General features: G+C 66.2%; 18 protein-coding genes. 9 read left to right on the forward strand and 9 right to left on the reverse strand.

Annotated features, from left to right (window positions below; translation table 11 throughout):
• Positions 1 to 209: 209 nt before the first annotated feature.
• Entirely contained in the window at positions 210 to 638 is a 429-nt protein-coding gene (locus ACJH7A_RS03790; protein ID WP_166428201.1) for a nuclear transport factor 2 family protein, read from the forward strand.
• Positions 639 to 710: 72 nt separating this feature from the next.
• Positions 711 to 2,030 carry a cytochrome P450 gene (locus ACJH7A_RS03795; protein ID WP_406801446.1) on the forward strand — a complete coding sequence of 440 codons (1,320 nt, stop codon included), beginning with the start codon at positions 711 to 713 and terminating at the stop codon, positions 2,028 to 2,030.
• Here ACJH7A_RS03795 and ACJH7A_RS03800 read toward each other — a convergent pair.
• Both ACJH7A_RS03800 and ACJH7A_RS03805 read right to left on the reverse strand, forming a co-directional pair.
• Positions 2,010 to 2,903: a TIGR03560 family F420-dependent LLM class oxidoreductase gene (locus tag ACJH7A_RS03800; RefSeq protein ID WP_406801447.1), complete on the reverse strand. Its 894-nt coding sequence runs from the start codon at positions 2,901 to 2,903 to the stop codon at positions 2,010 to 2,012. The two genes, ACJH7A_RS03795 and ACJH7A_RS03800, sit on opposite strands and share 21 nt — an antisense overlap.
• Positions 2,900 to 3,634 (reverse strand): hypothetical protein, encoded by a 735-nt coding sequence (locus ACJH7A_RS03805; protein WP_406801448.1) that lies wholly within the window; start codon positions 3,632 to 3,634, stop codon positions 2,900 to 2,902. The genes ACJH7A_RS03800 and ACJH7A_RS03805 overlap by 4 nt, the downstream gene beginning before the upstream one ends.
• A gap of 81 nt (positions 3,635 to 3,715) precedes the next feature.
• On the opposite strand from ACJH7A_RS03805, the gene ACJH7A_RS03810 reads away from it, so the two are divergent.
• Positions 3,716 to 4,216 carry a MarR family winged helix-turn-helix transcriptional regulator gene (locus ACJH7A_RS03810; RefSeq protein ID WP_406801449.1) on the forward strand — a complete coding sequence of 167 codons (501 nt, stop codon included), beginning with the start codon at positions 3,716 to 3,718 and terminating at the stop codon, positions 4,214 to 4,216.
• Positions 4,217 to 4,225: 9 nt separating this feature from the next.
• Here ACJH7A_RS03810 and ACJH7A_RS03815 read toward each other — a convergent pair whose 3' ends face one another.
• Positions 4,226 to 5,476: a serine hydrolase domain-containing protein gene (locus ACJH7A_RS03815; protein WP_406801450.1), complete on the reverse strand. Its 1,251-nt coding sequence runs from the start codon at positions 5,474 to 5,476 to the stop codon at positions 4,226 to 4,228.
• A gap of 90 nt (positions 5,477 to 5,566) precedes the next feature.
• On the opposite strand from ACJH7A_RS03815, the gene ACJH7A_RS03820 reads away from it, so the two are divergent.
• From ACJH7A_RS03820 to fahA, 4 genes are read left to right on the forward strand one after another with little or no spacing between them, the layout of a single operon-like run.
• The gene (locus ACJH7A_RS03820) at positions 5,567 to 7,057 is read left to right on the forward strand and encodes a DHA2 family efflux MFS transporter permease subunit (protein ID WP_406801451.1); all 1,491 of its coding nucleotides are present in this window, start codon (positions 5,567 to 5,569) and stop codon (positions 7,055 to 7,057) included.
• 52 nt (positions 7,058 to 7,109) lie between these two features.
• The gene (hppD, locus tag ACJH7A_RS03825; RefSeq protein WP_061006485.1) at positions 7,110 to 8,327 is read left to right on the forward strand and encodes a 4-hydroxyphenylpyruvate dioxygenase; all 1,218 of its coding nucleotides are present in this window, start codon (positions 7,110 to 7,112) and stop codon (positions 8,325 to 8,327) included.
• Positions 8,327 to 9,631: a homogentisate 1,2-dioxygenase gene (gene hmgA / locus ACJH7A_RS03830; RefSeq protein ID WP_061006484.1), complete on the forward strand. Its 1,305-nt coding sequence runs from the start codon at positions 8,327 to 8,329 to the stop codon at positions 9,629 to 9,631. Before hppD ends, hmgA begins: the two co-directional genes overlap by 1 nt.
• Positions 9,628 to 10,941, forward strand: a complete 1,314-nt coding sequence (gene fahA, locus ACJH7A_RS03835; RefSeq protein WP_061006507.1) for a fumarylacetoacetase — start codon at positions 9,628 to 9,630, stop codon at positions 10,939 to 10,941. Before hmgA ends, fahA begins: the two co-directional genes overlap by 4 nt.
• Here the strand turns inward: fahA and ACJH7A_RS03840 are convergent.
• The 4 genes from ACJH7A_RS03840 to ACJH7A_RS03855 form a co-directional block, all read right to left on the reverse strand.
• Positions 10,928 to 11,827 carry a phenylalanine 4-monooxygenase gene (locus tag ACJH7A_RS03840; RefSeq protein WP_061006483.1) on the reverse strand — a complete coding sequence of 300 codons (900 nt, stop codon included), beginning with the start codon at positions 11,825 to 11,827 and terminating at the stop codon, positions 10,928 to 10,930. The two genes, fahA and ACJH7A_RS03840, sit on opposite strands and share 14 nt — an antisense overlap.
• Positions 11,828 to 11,891: 64 nt before the next feature.
• The gene (locus ACJH7A_RS03845; protein ID WP_061006482.1) at positions 11,892 to 12,377 is read right to left on the reverse strand and encodes a DinB family protein; all 486 of its coding nucleotides are present in this window, start codon (positions 12,375 to 12,377) and stop codon (positions 11,892 to 11,894) included.
• Positions 12,378 to 12,389: 12 nt separating this feature from the next.
• On the reverse strand, positions 12,390 to 13,820 hold the full coding sequence (locus tag ACJH7A_RS03850) for a cytochrome P450 (RefSeq protein WP_226518411.1): 1,431 nt from the start codon (positions 13,818 to 13,820) through the stop codon (positions 12,390 to 12,392).
• Positions 13,821 to 13,883: 63 nt separating this feature from the next.
• Positions 13,884 to 14,675, reverse strand: coding sequence for a phosphotransferase (locus ACJH7A_RS03855; protein WP_061001332.1), 792 nt, complete (start codon positions 14,673 to 14,675; stop codon positions 13,884 to 13,886).
• 128 nt (positions 14,676 to 14,803) lie between these two features.
• On the opposite strand from ACJH7A_RS03855, the gene ACJH7A_RS03860 reads away from it, so the two are divergent.
• Positions 14,804 to 15,613: a tyrosine-protein phosphatase gene (locus ACJH7A_RS03860; protein ID WP_061001331.1), complete on the forward strand. Its 810-nt coding sequence runs from the start codon at positions 14,804 to 14,806 to the stop codon at positions 15,611 to 15,613.
• A gap of 10 nt (positions 15,614 to 15,623) precedes the next feature.
• A complete protein-coding gene (locus ACJH7A_RS03865; protein ID WP_061001330.1) occupies positions 15,624 to 16,634 on the forward strand; it encodes an AraC family transcriptional regulator in 1,011 nt (336 codons plus the stop codon).
• A 34-nt stretch (positions 16,635 to 16,668) separates the two neighbouring features.
• On the opposite strand, the gene ACJH7A_RS03870 is transcribed toward ACJH7A_RS03865, so the two are convergent.
• Positions 16,669 to 17,643, reverse strand: a complete 975-nt coding sequence (locus tag ACJH7A_RS03870; RefSeq protein WP_061001329.1) for a hypothetical protein — start codon at positions 17,641 to 17,643, stop codon at positions 16,669 to 16,671.
• Between the two features lie 15 nt (positions 17,644 to 17,658).
• Positions 17,659 to 18,087, reverse strand: a complete 429-nt coding sequence (locus tag ACJH7A_RS03875) for a cellulose-binding domain-containing protein (RefSeq protein WP_061001328.1) — start codon at positions 18,085 to 18,087, stop codon at positions 17,659 to 17,661.
• Between the last annotated feature and the right edge of the window lie 69 nt (positions 18,088 to 18,156).

Genomic DNA, 18,156 nt, shown 5'->3' on the forward strand with positions numbered 1-18,156 from the left:
AGCGTTCACCATGACTCGTTGATCACAACGCGTGAACCACGCCAGATCCGAAGTCCACCACTCCCCGGGACGCTATCCGTCCTCTCGCCTGGCCTGCCACTGAAAGTAGCAGCGGCCGCCAATCGCGGCCAACCATTTTCACTGCACGATCCAGGCTGCGCCGCCACGCTTCGACCAGCACCGAAGTATCGGCGGCGCATCCTGGAGCCATGAACGCTGAAAACTCGGACGAAGCCGATCGCGCAGGCATCGAAGCAGTGACGCGTGCCTGGGAAGAAGCGTTGGCGAATCACGATGTCGAGGCCCTGTTGGCGTGCTACGCACCGGATGCGACCCTGGAAAGCCCTGTGGCAGCACACATCTTGGGTGGCCCGGGGGTGTGTCGAGGACACGAGGAACTCCGGCCTTTCCTGACCGAGGTGGTGGCACGTACTCCGGACGAGAGGCACTACTACCGTGCCGGATTCTTCACCGACGGCCACCGTGCCACCTGGGAGTATCCCCGCGAGACGCCGGACGGTCAGCAGATGGATTTCGTCGAGGTCATGGAGATCGAGGACGGCTTGATCCAGGCCCACCGCGTCTACTGGGGTTGGCGCGGCGTCGAGATCCTGGCCAGTGATGGCTACTACCGATGATTTCGATCCTGGGCGATGCGGGCGGCTTTTCGGTCTAGCCTGAGCGGTAGGCGATCGGCGGGGGCGAACGACGTGAATCTGGATATGAAGACCCGGGCACACTGGCTGATGGGGTACGGGCTCCCCCGCGCGACACTGAAGCTGCTTTCACGCCGCGGAGACCCATTTGCCCGATTGCTGCTCGACGACGGTCAGCATGATCGCGCGTATGACCTTATCGAGCAGATTCGCGAACAGGGCCGCATGTCGCCAATATTCGGCGGCAACGCACTGGTCACCGCAGATCTCCAGATCACCCGAGAAATCCTGCGTGACAACAGGTACCGAACCGCAAAGCCAACCGATCGATCGCCGTTCCGCACTGTCCAGCGGCTCTTCGAGAAGACCAATCCCGGCGTGATCAATCCAGTGGAGCCGCCGTCACTTCTGATGGTCGACGCACCCGACCATGCCCGGCTGCGACGCCTGGTATCCCGGGCATTCACCCCGAAAGCCATCGACGGGCTTCGGCACCGCATCCACGACGTCGCCGAAAGGCTGCTGAACGAGCTGGACGACGGCGGCAGCGAATGCGATCTGGCGGTCGCCTATGCGTCCCGGATCCCCATCGAAATCATCGCGGACATGCTGGGCATTCCCCGCGCGGAGGCGCCCTACCTCTACGAGATGGGTGAGTCGACCTCCAAGCTGATCACGACCACAGCACCGTCGTGGCGTAACTTCCAGACCGCCGTCGCAGCGCTCCGCGAGCTCGAGACCTACCTCGCCACCCACATCGAGCACCTCCGCGGCGCAAGCGCCGACGACAGCATCTTGTCCGCCGTCGTCCAGGACACCGAACTCTCCGACTTCGAGGTCAGGACGTTCGCGGGCCTTCTTCTCGGCGCCGGATTCCTCACTACGGCACATCAATTCGGCAACGCCGTGGTGGCGCTGATCAATCATCCCGACCAGTTGGAGCGACTCCGAGCCCATCCGGAGGGCTGGCCCAACGCCGTCGAGGAGATGCTGCGCTACGACTCCGTCTCCCAGATCGGAGTCAGAGTGGCGACTGAGGAAGTTCAGGTCGGCGGATACCCGGTGCCCAAGGGGACCGCCGTCTTCCTGCTCCTCGCCGGCGCCAACCGCGATCCAGCCGTGTTCGAACGCCCGGACCAATTCGACGCCGCACGCGACAACGCCCGCGATCACGTCAGCTTCGGCACCGGCAGTCACGTGTGCCTCGGCGCTCCCCTGGCACGCATGGAACTGCAGATCGGCCTGCAGACGCTGTTCGAGCGCTTCCCGCGTCTGGCTCTCGCTGGTACGCCGGCCACGAACGACAGCACTCTGCTGCGAGGGATCAGCTATTTGCCTGTCTCTCTGGGACCTTCACCGGTGCGCCCGGGCTGATGCCGAGACTCTCGCCAGCTGACCCGCAGCCCTGACCACGACGTCGAGCTCGGTGGGTGTCCACGGCCGTCCGCGGGCGATGACCACAATGTGCTCGATGCCGAGCTTCGCCAGATTTCGGCAACGTTCGACCAACTGCTCGGCGGTCTCGTCGGGAGTCAAAGCGGTGGTGAGGGTGTGTTCGATCTCCTGAGGCGGCCGGCCGATCTCGGCGCAGTGCCGCCCGAGCGTGTCGAGTTGGCGGCGAATCACGCTCTCCCCGTTGGGGATATCGAACAGGTTGCAGGCGTCCGCGTACTCGGCGACCATGCGCAAGGTACGACGTTCGCCGGTGCCGCCGATCAGCACTGGCGGCCGCGCTATCGGTCGCGGCCGGCAGATCGGCTGCTCAGCGCGGTAATAGCGCCCCTCGTAAGGAGATTCGTCGCCGTCCCACATTCGGCGGACCAGTTGGAGCACCTCACCCATACGGTCGAATCGCTCACCGGTCGGCGGCAGGAGCAGCCCGAGGGCCCGCGCCTCGTCGGCGTTGTAGCCGGCACCCAGTCCCAACCAGGCTCGCCCGCCGGACAATACGTCCAAAGTGGTGACGGCTTTGATCAACACCGCCGGGTCGCGGAACGTCGTTGCGGTGACCAAAGTGCCGAGCCGCAACTCCGAGGTCTTGGCAGCAAGGAATCCGAGCGTGGTGTACGCCTCCAGCATCGGCTCGTCCAGCCGGCTGGCGGGGTCGGCCTGCAGCAGATGGTCGGCCACCCAGAGCGTGTCAACGTCTGTGCCATCGAGCAATTCAGCCACCGCGGCAAGATTTGCGCGGATGGCGGTTGGTCCCTCCGGCCACGAGAAGTTGGTGACGCTGACGCTGAGTCTCATGCCGGCCCTCCGGGGACGGCATGCTCTTGCCGGTTGCGGGCGGCGCGGCGCTTCGGCAGCAGGACGGCAACGGCGACAAGCCAGATCAGTCCCGAGAACCTGGCGATCGGCAGGAGCGGCGCGGCCGGCGGCCAGATGAGAACCAGCGTCGTCAGCTCGGCGGCCGCGGCGATTCCGAGACCGGCCCACGCCACGGGTCGCGGTACCAGCTGCAGGATCAGCGCCGGGACCGCGATGCCTGCTGTCAACAGTCCGAGCATCACGACGTGTGCCACGCCGCCGGTGAGAAACACCAAATAGTAGAGCGCATTGATCAGTGGGCCGTCGGTGATGATCTCCGGCCGCGATAGCGTCCACAGCAGCAGGCTCGACAGCCCCAGTCCCCCGGCGGCCAGTACCCCGCCGGCCAGGGCGATGGTGGCACCGGGCGCGGTGACGCCGAGTTGCCGCAGCCGTGCGCTGACGGTGGCGGCGTAGATCAGGAGCGGCACCGACGCCCCGAAGACGAACACCGCGCCCACCTGTGCCGACGACGAATGCGCGCGGAAGTAATCCTGCACTGCCGCTGAATTCTGGTACGGCAGCGGCGGTGTGCCGCCAAGCGCAACACCCGATATGACGCCGCAGAGCAGCAGGCCGAGTGAAATCGTGCCAAGAAGCCACGGCGGCGGCCCGCTCTGTTGGGGCGCCCGGCTTGGCACCGGTGGTCCATCGTGCGCGTAATCGTTCATGTATTGAACGATATTCTTAGTGAATTAGATGCGTCAACCTCATTCACGAATTGAACGGTTTCGGCCATGTATTGTTCGTCCATGTCATCAGCTTCCGGCGCCCAGCAGCGGGGCGGTGTCGCATTCCTGCTTGCCCAGCTCGGCCACCACGCCGCTCAGTTGTTCGCCGAACGTCTCGAGGCCGTGAAGCTGACTCCCCCGCATGCCGGCATCCTGCGGATGATCGCCACTCAGCCGGGCCTCAGCCAGCAGGAACTGAGCACTCTGCTGGGTTTGTTGCCCAGCAGAGTGGTCGTATATCTCGACGAGCTCGAGTCCCGGGGCGAGGTCGAACGCCGGCGCAACCCGACCGACCGGCGTCTGTACGCGTTGTATCTGACCAAATCGGGTGAGAAGTTGATGCGGACGCTCTCGGAGATCGCTCGTGAGCACGAACAAGACCTGACCACCGGCCTGTCCAGTCAACAACGCAAGACGCTGGGCGAACTGCTCGCCGCCGTCGCCGACCAGCAAGGTCTGACGCCGGCCGTGCACCCGGGCTTCCGGCAACTCGGCCGGCGGCGGGATGCGACTCCTGGCTGAGCAACGCGTTTACAGTGCGGCGTAGGTCGCTTCGACGAGATCGTTTGCACGACGATCCCCGGCGAGCGCGTCGCGACGGAGGTTGGGCACGAACGCGAACGCCAGTTGATTGTCGACGTCACCGAACGCGAACGCGCCGCCGGCGCCAGGATGCCCGAACGCTCCGGGTCCGGCGTTATCGGGGAACGAGAACAACTGCGACGGCCGCATGTACCCCAGGCCGTAGCTGGAATCGAGAACCATGACGGCATCAGAACCGCTGTGCCGCAAACGGATTGCGTCAGCCAGATTCTCCGGAGGCAACAGCTCCCCGGCGCTCAGACGCGCATAGAAATCCGCTAGTGCACGCGCAGTGGTTATCAGTCCGCTCGCCGGCCAGCCGGCCGCCAGAACACCGGGATGGTTGTAGCGCGCAGGTGGATTGGCGGTCGCGCGGGTGAACAAGGATTGCGGATCGCGGTATGCCTCGACGAGGCGTGCGACCGTGGTGGCGGGGATTGCGGCGGTGTCCGTTGCCCATTGCTGTTCGCTCGCGTCGGGAAAGCCGGTCCGGGCGATGCCATCGAGGGCGGCGCTACTGGTGCCGATCATGAGATCTCCACTGATGTGCGATCGCACGAACTCACCCACCGTCCTCTTGGCGTGCCGTCGGACGATCTCGCCGGCGAGCCAACCGAACGTCAACGCGTGATAGCCGTGCTTCGATCCCGGTTCCCACAGGGGCTGTTGAGCGGCGAGCAGACCGGCCATCAGTTCCGGATCGGCAGCTTCCTCGATCGAAACGGGGCGCTCCACAGCGGGTAGACCGGCGGCGTGCGAGAGCAGCTGTTCCCCCGTGGTGTGGCTCTTGTCCGCCGCGCCGTACTCGGGCCACCACGTCACCACAGGTGCTTCGAGGTCGACACCGTAGAGCTCCGCCACCATCAGCGCGGCCGTCGCGGTCACCGCCTTGGTACACGAGAAGGTGACGCAAGCCGTGTCGCGCTGCCAGCGCCGTCCCGTGCGCGGGTCAGCGATGCCGCCCCACAGGTCGACAACGGGCCTGCCATCGATCACGACAGAAACGCCCGCGCCCCAGTTCTGTCCGTCGGCGAAGCTCGCTTCGAAGATATCTCGCACAGCGGCGAACGCCGGATCGACGCTCCCCTCCGTCAAACCTGCCATGAGGACCATTAGAGCATGCGTCGACGCAACAATATGGCCGGATGGTGTAACGCGAGCTGGGTCTGGCCGTCGTGATTGTAGCGGGCAGACCGACACTTCAAACGTGTGGAAATCTTTGCCAGGTAATCACTTTCCAGCGCGGTAGGTTGGTGCTCACGGCACGTCAGCGATTCAATGGGGACTTCGATGCTCGCAAACACCTCCTCGGGCGTACGTTTCAGCAGCGCGGCGGGGCGCTGGATCCTCGCCGCGACGGTGCTGGGATCCGGCATGGCCCAGCTGGACGCGACGGTCGTCAACGTGGCGCTGCCGGCGATCGGCCACGACCTGAACACCGAAGTTGGCGGGCTGCAGCTCGTGGTCAGCGCCTACTCGGTGACGCTGGCAGCCTTGATCCTGCTGTCGGGCAGCCTCGGTGACCGGTTGGGCCGCAAGCGGATTTTCGTCGTCGGTGTGGCATGGTTCGCGGTGGCATCAGCGATCTGTGCGCTGGCGCCAACCGCCCAAATGCTCATCGCCGCAAGGGCTTTGCAAGGCGTCGGCGGTGCGCTGTTGACGCCGGGCAGCCTCGCCATAATCCAGTCGGTGTTCATGCCGGCCGACCGCGGCAAGGCGATCGGCGCATGGTCGGCGCTGGGCGGGGTCGCCGCGGCAATCGGCCCGCTGCTCGGCGGTTACCTCGTACAAGCGATCAGTTGGCGCGCCATTTTTCTCATCAACGTGCCGCTGGGCGCTCTGGTCGCCTGGCTGGCACTGCGCCACGTGCCCGAGAGTCGCGCCCCGTCGAGCGCCGGCCGCCTCGACTACGCCGGCGCGACGACGGCGACTGCCGGGCTGGCCGGCGCGACGGTCGCCTTCGTGGAAGGGCCCAACCGCGGTTGGGATTCTCCGGTCGTGCTCGCGGCCGGGGTGCTCGGTGCCGTCGCAATGGTCGCATTTGCCGTGGTCGAACGGCGCACCGCGAATCCCATGCTGCCGCTTGGCATTTTCTCCTCACGACAGTTCACGAGTGCCAACGCGGTGACCTTCGTCGTGTACACCGCACTCGGCGGGGTCTTCTTCCTGCTCGTGGTCGTGCTGCAGACCGCGCTCGGCTACTCCCCGGTCGCGGCCGGCGCCGCCTCGCTCCCGGTCACTGCGATCATGCTGGCCCTGTCGTCGGCATCTGGCGCACTCGCCCAGCGCATCGGCCCGCGACTGCCACTGACCATCGGCCCGCTCGTGATCGCGGCCGGCATGGTGCTGATGACGCGGATCGGCCCGGGCGCCTCATACGGCACCGTCGTACTGCCCGCCGTGGTCGTCTTCGGGTTGGGGCTCGCGGCGACGGTCGCTCCCGTCACGGCCGCCGCCCTGGCAGCCGCTGATGAACGCCACGCCGGTGTGGCCTCCGGCGTCAACAACGCGGTGGCACGCACCGCGGGGCTGCTGGCCGTCGCCTTGCTGCCCCCGCTGTCCGGGCTGACGGGCGACGCTTTCCGATCGCCCGCCGCGATCACCGCCGGCTTCCACACGGCCATGCTGATATCGGCCGGCCTTGCGGCCCTCGGCGGAGCGCTCGCGTTCGCGACGATCTCCAACGACCTGCTCGCCGAAGAACCGGCCGAGGAACCCCAGAACCACCACTATCACTGTGCGCTGGCCGAGGTTCCCGCCGCCGAACGCGGTGGTAGCTGAACACGGCCGCGAATTCATCCAGTAATCCCGCATTTGGGAGAAGAATGTCCACATGGCGAACCAGAGCGCCCTGACCGACCAGGAGAAGCAGGCCCGGCTCGACGTCAACCAGCTCAAGCAGCTGGTGGGCCTGGTGGAATACGACCCGACGGACGATCCATTCCCAGTAACCGGTTGGGACGCCATCGTTTTCGTGGTCGGTAATGCCACAGAGGCAGCGAGCTACTTCCAGTCGACGTGGGGCATGGAACTGGTCGCCTACTCGGGGCCCGAGAACGGCAATCGTGACCATAAGGCCTTCGTGCTGCGTTCGGGGTCTGTCCGGTTCGTGCTGAAGGGCGCGGTGAGTCCCGACAGTCCCCTGATCGCCCACCACGCCAGCCACGGCGACGGCGTCGTCGACATCGCGTTGGAGGTGCCCGACGTCGACAAGTGCATCGCACAGGCCAAGGCAGCCGGCGCCACAGTCCTGGCAGAGCCGCACGACATCGCTGATGAGCACGGCGCCGTGCGCGTCGCGGCCATCGCAACCTACGGGCAGACCCGCCACACGCTGGTTCAGCGGGATGTCGCCGGAACCCGCTACCGCGGTGCCTACCTGCCTGGCTACCAGCCGGCGACAAGTGGTCTGGTCCGACGAGACGGTGCTCCCGCGCGGCTGTTCCAGGCGCTGGACCACGTCGTCGGCAACGTCGAACTCGGAAAGATGGACGAGTGGGTTCGCTTCTACAACCGGGTCATGGGGTTCGTGAACCTGGCGGAGTTCATCGGCGACGACATCGCCACCGACTACTCGGCGCTGATGTCGAAGGTCGTGGCCAACGGCAACCACCGGGTGAAGTTCCCGCTCAACGAACCGGCCGTGGCGAAGCGCAAGTCGCAGATCGACGAGTACCTCGAGTTCTATCGCGGACCGGGGGTCCAGCACCTGGCGCTGGCCACCAACGACATCCTCGCCAGTGTCGACGAGCTGCGCCGGCAGGGCGTGCAGTTGCTCGACACCCCCGATGCGTACTACGAGGATCCGGAATTGCGCGCCCGCATCGGCGAGGTCCGTGTGCCGGTCGCGGAACTACAGCAGCGCGGCATCCTGGTCGACCGTGACGAAGACGGGTATCTGCTGCAGATCTTCACCAAGCCGCTGGGAGACCGGCCGACGGTGTTCTTCGAACTCATCGAACGCCATGGCTCACTGGGTTTCGGCAAGGGCAACTTCAAGGCGCTCTTCGAGTCCATCGAGCGCGAGCAGGAAAAGCGCGGGAACCTGTGATGGCCGGGTACCAAAGCGGTTTCGGCAACAGCTTCGAAAGCGAGGCCCTGCCCGGTGCGCTGCCCGTCGGCCGCAACTCACCGCAACGGTGCGCCTACGGCCTCTACGCCGAGCAACTCAGCGGGTCACCATTCACCGCACCCCGCGCCGCCAACAAGCGGTCCTGGCTGTACCGGATTCGGCCGAGCGTGGCCCACTGGGGCGATTTCACCGCCGTGCCCGGCGAACACTGGCGCTCGGCGCCCGACGACGGTCCTGCCGTCCCGATTGCCCAAATGCGTTGGAACCCTGAGCCGATGCCGGATCCCGCGGTCGAGGACACGACGTTCATCACCGGCGTCCACACGATGACGACCGGCGGGGACGTCAACACCCGCAGCGGATTCGCGTGCAGCGTCTACACCATCACGTCGTCGATGGTGGACGCCTACTTCTACAACGGCGACGCCGAGATGCTGTTCGTCTTGGAGCGCGGCAACGTACGGTTCTGCACCGAGTTCGGGATCATCGACGCCGAACCGTGTGAGATCGTCGTCATCCCCCGCGGCGTGAAGATGCGGGTCGAGGTGCCCGATGGTCCGGCCCGCGGCTACCTGTGCGAAAACTATGGCGGCCCTTTCACTCTCCCCGAACGCGGCCCGATCGGCGCCAACTGCCTGGCCAATTCACGAGACTTCCTCACACCGGTCGCGGCCTATGAGGATCGCGAGGCCCCGTCCACGATGTACGTGAAATGGGGCGGCACGCTGTGGCGGGCCGACATCGCCCAATCACCGCTGGATGTGGTTGCCTGGCATGGCAATTACGCGCCCTACAAGTACGACATGCGGCGGTTCTCCCCCGTCGGCCCGGTGCTGTTCGACCACGCCGACCCATCCATCTTCACGGTGCTCAGCTCACCGAGCGAGACGCCGGGAACCGCCAACGTCGACTTCGTCTGTTTCCCCGAACGGTGGATGGTCGCCGAGGATACCTTCCGGCCGCCGTGGCACCACATGAACGTCATGAGCGAGTTCATGGGACTCGTCCGCGGTGTGTACGACGCCAAGCCGAACGGCTTCGTGCCCGGCGGTGTCAGCCTGCACAACTGCATGACCCCACATGGCCCGGACGCCAACGCATTTCAGGCCGCCAGCACCGAGGAACTCAAGCCGGTCAAGCAGGAGAACACGCTGGCCTTCATGTTCGAGACCCGGTTCCCGCAGAAGGTCACGGCCTACGCCGCGAACTCACCGCAACGCCAACACGATTACGCCGACTGCTGGCGCGGCCTGGCCAAGTGCTTCCAGCCGGACACGCCGTGACAGCACTGGATTTCACGCACGACCCGCGTCGGCGAAGTTGGGTCACCTCCGCGGGTCCCGACAGTGACTTTCCCCTGCAGAACCTCCCGTTCGGCGTGGTGACCGGTGCCGTCGGCGAACCTCGCGGTGTCGTCCGGGTCGGCGACATGGTCTTGGAGCTGTCGGGACTGGCGGCTTCGGGGTTACTGGACGATGAGGCACAGACTGCCGCGGAGGTGGCGGCGGACGCCTCTTTGAATGCCTTGTTCGCCTTGGGATCTGGTCCCCGAACAGCGCTTCGCAGGGCGCTGCACGCCTTGCTTGTCGAGGGCACGCCGCATCAGCAGGCGGTGGCAGCGCTGCTCACCCCGCTGCGCGATGTCGACGTCCTGCTGCCCGCCCGCATCGGCGACTACACCGATTTCTACGTCGGCATTCACCATGCCCGCAACATCGGTGCCCTGTTCCGCCCCGACAATCCCCTGCTGCCCAACTACAAATGGGTCCCGATCGGCTATCACGGGCGGGCCTCCAGCGTACGGGTCAGCGGCACGCCGATCGTCCGCCCGCACGGACAGCTGAAGGCTCCCGACGCACCGGCCCCCGTGCTGGCGCCCACCCGCCGCCTGGATTTCGAGCTCGAGCTCGGCGTGTGGATCGGCCCGCCAAACCGGCTCGGCACGCCGGTGCGCATCGATGACGCCGAATCGCATATCGCCGGCTACTGCCTGCTCAACGACTGGTCGGCGCGCGACGTGCAAGCCTGGGAGTACCAGCCCCTGGGCCCCTTCCTCGCCAAGAGTTTCGGCACCACGGTCTCGCCGTGGGTGATCACTCCAGAAGCGCTGGCGCCGTTCCGGATTCCGTTCGAGCGCCCCGACGACGACCCCGCTCCCCTGTCCTATCTCGACAGCCCGCGGCATCGCGCCGGCGGCGGCCTCGACATCGCGCTGGAGGTCCAGCTCAGCACCGTGCGGATGCGGGCCGACGGGGATGCACCAACCCCGATCACTCGCTCGTCGAGCCGTCATATGTACTGGACCGTCGCGCAACTGGTGACTCACCACACGAGCAACGGCTGCAACCTTGAGCCCGGCGACCTGCTCGGCAGTGGCACGCTCTCCGGACCCGGTGCGGGTTCCGAAGGCAGCCTGCTGGAGCTCAGTGGTGGCGGCACTGAGCCGATCGCGCTGCCCAATGGGGAAACACGCATGTTTCTCGAAGACGGTGACGAAATCAGGCTCAGGGCACGGGCTCAGCGCCCGGGCGCGGCCACCATCGGGTTCGGCGAGTGCGTCAGCGTCATCGACTCGGCCATCACCTACCCGTGACCTGGGCGGCGTCGTGGACCAGGCGCGCCACCATCTCGTCATCGACGTCGGCGAAGAAGCCGCCGACGACATCTTCGATCTCACTGAATCCTCTGGCACAGAAGAGAATTGGTTGATAGTGCGTGATGTCGTAGGTCTGCACACCCATCCGGGCGATGTCCAGTGGCCGCAGATCCGCGACGTCGATCTGCTGGATTTCCCCGTATGACGACAGCAGCCCGGCGCCGTAGGTGCGAACTTCGCCGTGCTGACGGACCACACCGAATTCGAGGGAGAACCAGAAGACCTTCGAGACGAATTCAAGTGCCTCAGTCGTTTTCACCCGCTGCGCGGCCTGCCCGGCCAGCCGGTACAGCGCCGCGAACCGTTCGTGCGCCAGACAATTGCCGTGCCCGACCACTTCGTGAATCAAATCGGGCTCGGGAGTGTAGAGCGGCACGGAGTGATGCCGGATGTACTGGGTGGAGTGGAAGATTCCGTCGGCGAGGAGTCCGTAGAACTCGCGCAGCGGCACGAGGCCGGCCGCGGGCACGTACTGAAACCCGGTGAGCGGCCCGAGCTTCTCATTGACCTCGACGAGTTGCGGGATCCGATCCTCGGGAAGTCCGAGCCGCTCCCGGCCCTGCAGGTACTCGGTGCAGGCGCGGCGCTGGTGCAGCCGGTGCAGCTCGGCACACGCGATGCGCCAGACTTCCTGCTCGTCGTCGGTGTAGGTCGCGACGGGCGGCGGCGTCCCGGGCTGCCAGTCCATGGCGAGCGCGGCAATCGCGTTGCGGCGGGCCCGGTATTCGGGGTCGACGGCACCTGGGTGGTCCGCAGCCAGATGGACGGTGACGTCATCTCCCGTACGCGTCACCGGCGCATACAACTGCGCTTCTTCGAACATCGCTGCCTCCCGGAGGTCCGGGCGTCGCACGCGCGGCGTCTACGAACCAGGATATGCGCGTCGCTCACCCGCGAGCGGCAAGTATCTGTTCGCGCAGGATGTCGGCGTGCCCGCAGTGGTGCGCCAGCTCGCGCAGGACCTGCAACATGACCCAGCGCAAGGTTCGCGGCCCGGCCTGGTGTCCCGTCACGATGGTGTCCAGCGGAATGTCGGCAACCACCGCCCGCGCTCTCGTACAGGCATCACGGTGCGCCGCCAGGACCGACGCGATGGTGTCGTCGCCGCTGAGCTGGAAGGACTCGTCGACGCTCTGCGCCAGGCCGAGGGCCTCACGGGAGACGCCGCCGACGCATGCCTCGAACCACACGCGCTGCATCCAGGTGGCGTGCTTGAGCAGGCCGAGCAGAGTCGTCGCCGATGGGACGAGCCGTCGGCGGGACTCCTCCTCGGTGAGGCCCTCGAGAGTCAGCTCGACGGCGCGGCGGTAGTCCTCCAGGAAGGCGTCGAGCTGGGCCCGTTCGTCGTCCAGCAGTACATCGAACGAGCCCATCGCTGTCCTCCCTCACACCGTGGCGGCCGGATGCTTCCTGGTGACCTTCACCATCATCTTGGAGTACCCCTTCACGAAGTTGGATTGGGTGTACTCGGGTTCCCCGACGACCTCGATGTCCTCGAAGCGCGCCAGCAGCTCCTCCCACAGGATCTTGAGCTGCAGCTCGGCCAGACGGCTGCCCATGCAGCGGTGGATGCCGATGCCGAAAGCCAGGTGATGGCGGGCGTTGTGGCGGCCGATGATGAAGTCGTCCGGGTTCTCGAACTTGCGCTCATCGCGGTTGGCCGAGGCGTACCACATCACGAGCTTGTCGCCCTTGCGGATGAACTGCCCGTTCAAGATGGTGTCCTGCTTGGCGACGCGGCGCATGTACGCCAGTGGGGTCTGCCAGCGGATGATCTCGTGGACCGCCTTGGTGATGAGGCCCGGATCCGCCTTGAGCCGGGCGAACTCGTCGGGATTCTGATTCAGCGCGAGCACGCCGCCGGTCATCGAATTACGGGTGGTGTCATTGCCGCCGACGATCAGCAGGATCAGGTTGCCGAGGAACTCCATCGGCCGATCGATCAGGTCCTTGGTGTCTTCAGACGACTGCATCAGTGTGATGAGGTCGAACCCGGGCTTCTCACCGGCGGCCAACCGCGCCTTCTTGTCGTGCCAGAGGGCGCTGAACGCGCGCGCCATATCCGCTGCGGCGCTGAACATCTCATCCATGTCGGCTTCGCCGCCGGTGGCCGAGGCGCTGCCGGCCACAGTGTCGGTCCAATAGACCAACTTGCGGCGCTCGTCGTAGGGGAAGTCGAGCAGGGTCGCCAGCATGCGTGACGTCAGCTCGATCGAGACGGTGTCGACCCAGTCGAACGGCGTGCCCTCGGGCAGGCCGTCGAGCACTTCCTGCACGCGCGACCGGATGAGTGCTTCCATCTCCTGGAGGTTCTGGGGCGCCACCACGCCCTGCACGGCGCCGCGCTGCTCATCGTGCCGCGGCGGGTCCATGGCGATGAACATCTCGACGTCCAGGCCCTCGGGCGGGTCGCCGATGATGATCTGCGGCTCCGCGGAGAACCGCTCGTTGTCCTTGTCGACGGTGACGATGTCGTCGTACCGGGTGATCGACCAGAAGGGGCCGAACGGGCTGTTCGGCTGGTAGTGCACCGGCGCCTCGTCACGGAGCCGCTTGAAGTAGGACTGCCAGCGGCCCTGACGGAACAGGAACGGGTTGCTGACGTCGATGTCCGCCAGCGCGACGTCCTCGACCGGGGGTATCGGGCTCTCGACGAAGACCGGCGTCTTGTCACCGACCACCGACTTCTTCGTCTTCTGATAGAGGTGCATGCCCTTGATCTGCAGGGGCATCGGGATGGTCGACTGCGCACGGTTCAGCACCGGATCGAGGATCGCTTCCTGCGCCTTGGTGATTGCCTGATCGAGGATGTTCACGATTTTCTCCGTCTTGTCAGATCTGGAATTCGGGGCTGTGGATCGGCCTCTGGCCACGTCATGTCATGCGGGCACGTTGCGCTCCAGTGCGCTGCGGTGCCGCCGGACGAACTCGAGGTCGCCCTCCAACAGCGCGACGAACGGCCGGGCACCGCGGTCGCCGGCGTCCACCGCGGCACGGCACGAGCGGACGGCCTCACCGATGCGACCGATGATGTCGTCGACGAAGCCTTCGCGGTCGTCGAGTCCGTATGCGTCGAGGAACATGTGCAGGCGACGCACGGCATCGGGAGCCTTGGACCAACCGCGGGCACGGCCGTGATCGCGGGCGTGCAGACCGACGACATGCCAAGCGGCATAGGCCAGTTCGCGACGCCGAGTGGTCGGTCCGGCGTGGTCCCAGTCGATCAGTGAGTGGATGCGGCCGGCTGAATCTGCCACCAGGTTCGCGAGGCTGACGTCGTTGTGCCCGATGATCTCGCCATCCCGCAGACCGCGACTGCCGTCACGCCACTGCAAGGCGGGCCCCGGGCGGAAGCTCTCCACGGCGTCATGGAACTGACGCAGCAGACGCGCGACCCGCACCAGGTTCGCTTCGAAGCGCAACCATGCGGGCCAGCCCGCGGCACTGGCGGCCGTTTGTCCGTCGATGAAGGTCAGCACCTCATGGCCTTCGGAATCGACGCCGAACACGCGGGGCGCACCCTCGAAGCCGACAGACTCGAGGTGCTCGAGAAGTGCGTGCACGGCCGGCGTCCAGTGTCCGGTCGAACGGCGGACCGTTCCCCCGGAGCGAAGGACGGTACCGCCCCAGCCGCCGACCAGGCGCTCTGCGGTGTCGTTGACTGCAACCATCGGGGCCTCCTCGCATCGACTGTTCGTTGGCAATGACGCTACGAACCGAAACGTGCAGCTGGGAGACCCTAAGTGGCTGAATACTTACTCGAAGTGGCAACCCCGAGGCCAGATGTAAGCTACCGGCCGTGGCCGTCGTCGATCAGTACCACCTCTCCGGTGCCTGGAACTTCCGTGACGTCGGCGCACTACGAACCGGCGACGGACGCGCGATACGGCCCGGTGTGCTCTACCGATCGTCGGAACTGTGTGCGCTCGACGACGCCGGTCAGAAGAATCTTCACGCACTGGGAATCACCGACGTCATCGACCTTCGTAGTGACAGCGAGATCGCGTGGAACGGGCGCGACGTCCTACCGGCGGGAGTCACGCTGCACGTCGCGTCGGTACACGACGACGGGCAGCAGAACGCCCCGCATGAGCCCGGCCGGGCGGTCACACCCGAGTTGTTCGAGGCCGCCCTCGAGTACGCCTACAGCCGCTTTCCGCTGCTGCCGACGGGACAGCACGCACTGGCGTACACAATCGGCGTGATAGCGGAAGCACCGGGTGGCGTCCTCATTCACTGCGCGGCCGGAAAGGATCGCGCGGGCTGGATCGTCGCCGCCCTCCTGCGTGCCACCGGTGTCCGCGAGGCCGACATCCTGGCCGACTATCTGCGCAGCAACGAGTCCGTCGAACCACTGCGCAAGCATGTGCTCGCCCGCAACGGTGACCTCTCCCGGTTCTCGGACAAGATCCTCGGGGTCCATGGCGACTTCATCGCCGCGTCGTGGCGGACGGTCGACGAGCAGTTCGGCAGCTTCGACGCCTACCTGAGCCAGATCGGCATCGACGCACCCAGGGTCGCCGCACTTCGCGCCCGCCTGCTGGGCGAAACCGACACTCCCGCAGTGAATTCGGCGAAGCCAAACGATCTTGGCGCGGCAACTTACTAGATTTGGCAACGTGGTCGACTGGGATATTCCGCGTACGCCGGCAAGCGTCGGCGTGCTGCTCGGCCTGGCCGGCGAACGCGGCGTCAGCCCGGAAACGTGCCTGGCCGGCTCACGGCTGACCGTCCGGGGCCTACAACGCCCGGGAGCCGAGGTCACCGCCCGCCAGGAACTGACCGTGGTGACGAATCTACTTGAGGCACTTGACTATCCCGATGACCTGGGTGTCGAGGTAGGGCTCCGCTACCGTCTCGCCACCTACGGAATCTTCGGGTTCGCGTTGATCAGCAGCCCGACGTTGCGCAGTGCGATCGACGTCGGAGTGCGCTATCTCGACCTGACGTTCGCTTCGTCGACGCTGGGCACCCGGGTGGTCGGCGACGAGTTCCAGTTCGTCATGGAGGCGCCGGGAACACCGGACCGCGTCCGGCGATTCGATATCGACCGGTTGGCCACGGCGATATCGGTGATCAAACGCGAATTGTCAACGGAACTGCCGCCCTTCGGCGTTCGGTTCACCCATTCCCGCCCGGCCGATCTCGATCGCTACATCGCGGCATTCGACACCGAGCCGGAGTTCGACGCGCCAGAGAACCTGCTGATCCTGCCCGTCGGCTTGCTCGACATCCCGTTGCCCCAGGCCAACGCCTACAACTCCGCCGCTACCCAGGAGCAGTGCCGCAATCTCCTCGAAGAGCGGCGCAGCCGGACCGGGCTGTCGGGCCAGGTTCGTGACCTGTTGCTGGCGTCCCCGGCGCAGCCGCCGAATGCGCACGAGATCGCTCATGCGCTCCTGATGAGTCCGCGGACGCTACGGCACCGGCTCGGCACCGAAGGCACGTCGTACCGCGAACTGCTCGACGAGATCCGCCAGCGACTCTCGGAAGAGATGTTGATCGGGGGCCGCCTGACGGTCGCCGAGACTGCCAGTCGGCTCGGCTACGTGGAGTTGTCGAGCTTTTCGCAGGCATTCCGCCGCTGGCATGGGATGAGTCCGCGGGCCTTCCGCGCTTCTCGCACCTGACCAAAGAGCTTGGTCCGCACGCTATCTGACGCGGCTATGCCGCGCTGTCCCACCAGTCGAGTAGCCGCGCCCCGTACAGGGTGAGCCACTTCGACGGCTGCCCCGCCGGCACATCGACTTCGAACCACACCCGCCCCGGCCGGCGGCCCGTCTGCAGCCAGGTGCCGTCCGACTGCCGGGCGGCTCGCACGATGTCGATCGCCGCGCTCATCCGAGGGTCCCGCCCGATGTCATCGTGCAGTGCCGCGCGCCGAAAGTACTCACCCGCGTTGAGTGCGCTGTAGGACCAGCGCATCGGATAGCTGAAATCGTTGATCCATTGCCCCACTGGCTGATTCGTCGTCAGCCGGTAGAGCAACCGGCGTTCGAGGAGGTACTCTTCCCCGCGCCGGCGCGCTGCGCTGATCTCGGCCTCTCCCCCGGTGGCAGCCTCGAACGCCAGCAGTCCTTTCAGCGAGTTGAGCGTCGAATGGAACGAGGAGCGCGTCGAACCTTCGACCCAGTCGCAGTTCCAGCCACCGTCCGGCAGCTGATGCTCGAGAAACCAGGCGGCGAGGCCGTCGACGTTCGCGCCGAGCCACACGCCGTTGGCCAGGGTCCAGGCGTTGATGCAGCAGTCCACCTCACCGGACCAGTAGGGCAGGTCGTCGTACTCCCAGCGGCAGTACTCGTCGAGCAATTCGGCGGTGCGGCGATCCCGCAACACCGATGCGTCAAGTCCCCACTCGCGCAGTGCATTCAACGTCCACGTCGTGGCTGTCCACGGCTGGCCATCCTCTGTGCCATCGGGGTCGTCGAAGTCGTAGTCCGCCGGGAAGAACGCGCCCCCGGCCCACCGCACGTCTGCGTCCTGCAGCGCGAGCAGACGTGCGCCGAAGCCCTCGGTCGCGATCCGTGACCGGGTTGCCTCCCATACCGTGGCCGGGGCACCGAGAAGATCGCGCTCGACCTGCCAGCGCAGCGCCGGGTCCGAGTCCAGCAGCCAGTCCGTCAGGGCTTCGCTCGTCATCAGGCCGCCATCACGCTAGGAGCAGTAGACCTGGCCGTTGAGCACACAATTCGACGGTGGTGTGTAGGTGCCGCTCAGCACGCCGCGAATGCCACCGTTGGCGGTGCCCCCGGGTGGAATCACGCGGTTCCAGCTGGCGGGGCTGATCACATAGTGCGTGCCGTACTGGGTGAAGGTGCTGCTCCACGCGTGCGAGATCGACTGGCCCATCGGCATGTCGAACTCGATCTTCCAATCTGCCATCGGCACGGTGCTGTAGTTGGTGACAACGAAGCGCGCGATGAAGCCGTCCTGCCAGGTGTGTTGCACCACGAACCGCGCCCCGGCCGCGGCCGCGTGCGCCACCGGACTGCCGGCGAGTCCGAGGACGATGACCGTCAGCGCGGACACGACGAGGTGAAGCGCTGCGCGGCAGCGCTTCACACGGGAGTCCGGTCCAGTCATCGCAGCCCAGACTAAGGCTCCCCCGCGCGCGTCCTCCATCGCGCCGCAGGTGCGCTGCCGTACCTTTGC

The organism is Mycobacterium sp. SMC-17 (assembly GCF_045310915.1).
In the GTDB taxonomy this organism is placed as follows: domain Bacteria; phylum Actinomycetota; class Actinomycetes; order Mycobacteriales; family Mycobacteriaceae; genus Mycobacterium.

Bases quoted from the DNA above. Each gene is read 5' to 3' on its own strand.
- ACJH7A_RS03790 (WP_166428201.1), top strand. From the start codon at position 210: ATGAACGCTGAAAACTCGGACGAAGCCGATCGCGCAGGCATCGAAGCA.
- ACJH7A_RS03800 (WP_406801447.1), bottom strand. From the start codon at position 2,903: ATGAGACTCAGCGTCAGCGTCACCAACTTCTCGTGGCCGGAGGGACCA.
- ACJH7A_RS03805 (WP_406801448.1), bottom strand. From the start codon at position 3,634: ATGAACGATTACGCGCACGATGGACCACCGGTGCCAAGCCGGGCGCCC.
- ACJH7A_RS03810 (WP_406801449.1), top strand. From the start codon at position 3,716: ATGTCATCAGCTTCCGGCGCCCAGCAGCGGGGCGGTGTCGCATTCCTG.
- ACJH7A_RS03820 (WP_406801451.1), top strand. From the start codon at position 5,567: ATGCTCGCAAACACCTCCTCGGGCGTACGTTTCAGCAGCGCGGCGGGG.
- hppD (WP_061006485.1), top strand. From the start codon at position 7,110: ATGGCGAACCAGAGCGCCCTGACCGACCAGGAGAAGCAGGCCCGGCTC.
- hmgA (WP_061006484.1), top strand. From the start codon at position 8,327: ATGGCCGGGTACCAAAGCGGTTTCGGCAACAGCTTCGAAAGCGAGGCC.
- ACJH7A_RS03840 (WP_061006483.1), bottom strand. From the start codon at position 11,827: ATGTTCGAAGAAGCGCAGTTGTATGCGCCGGTGACGCGTACGGGAGAT.
- ACJH7A_RS03845 (WP_061006482.1), bottom strand. From the start codon at position 12,377: ATGGGCTCGTTCGATGTACTGCTGGACGACGAACGGGCCCAGCTCGAC.
- ACJH7A_RS03855 (WP_061001332.1), bottom strand. From the start codon at position 14,675: ATGGTTGCAGTCAACGACACCGCAGAGCGCCTGGTCGGCGGCTGGGGC.
- ACJH7A_RS03870 (WP_061001329.1), bottom strand. From the start codon at position 17,643: ATGACGAGCGAAGCCCTGACGGACTGGCTGCTGGACTCGGACCCGGCG.
- ACJH7A_RS03875 (WP_061001328.1), bottom strand. From the start codon at position 18,087: ATGACTGGACCGGACTCCCGTGTGAAGCGCTGCCGCGCAGCGCTTCAC.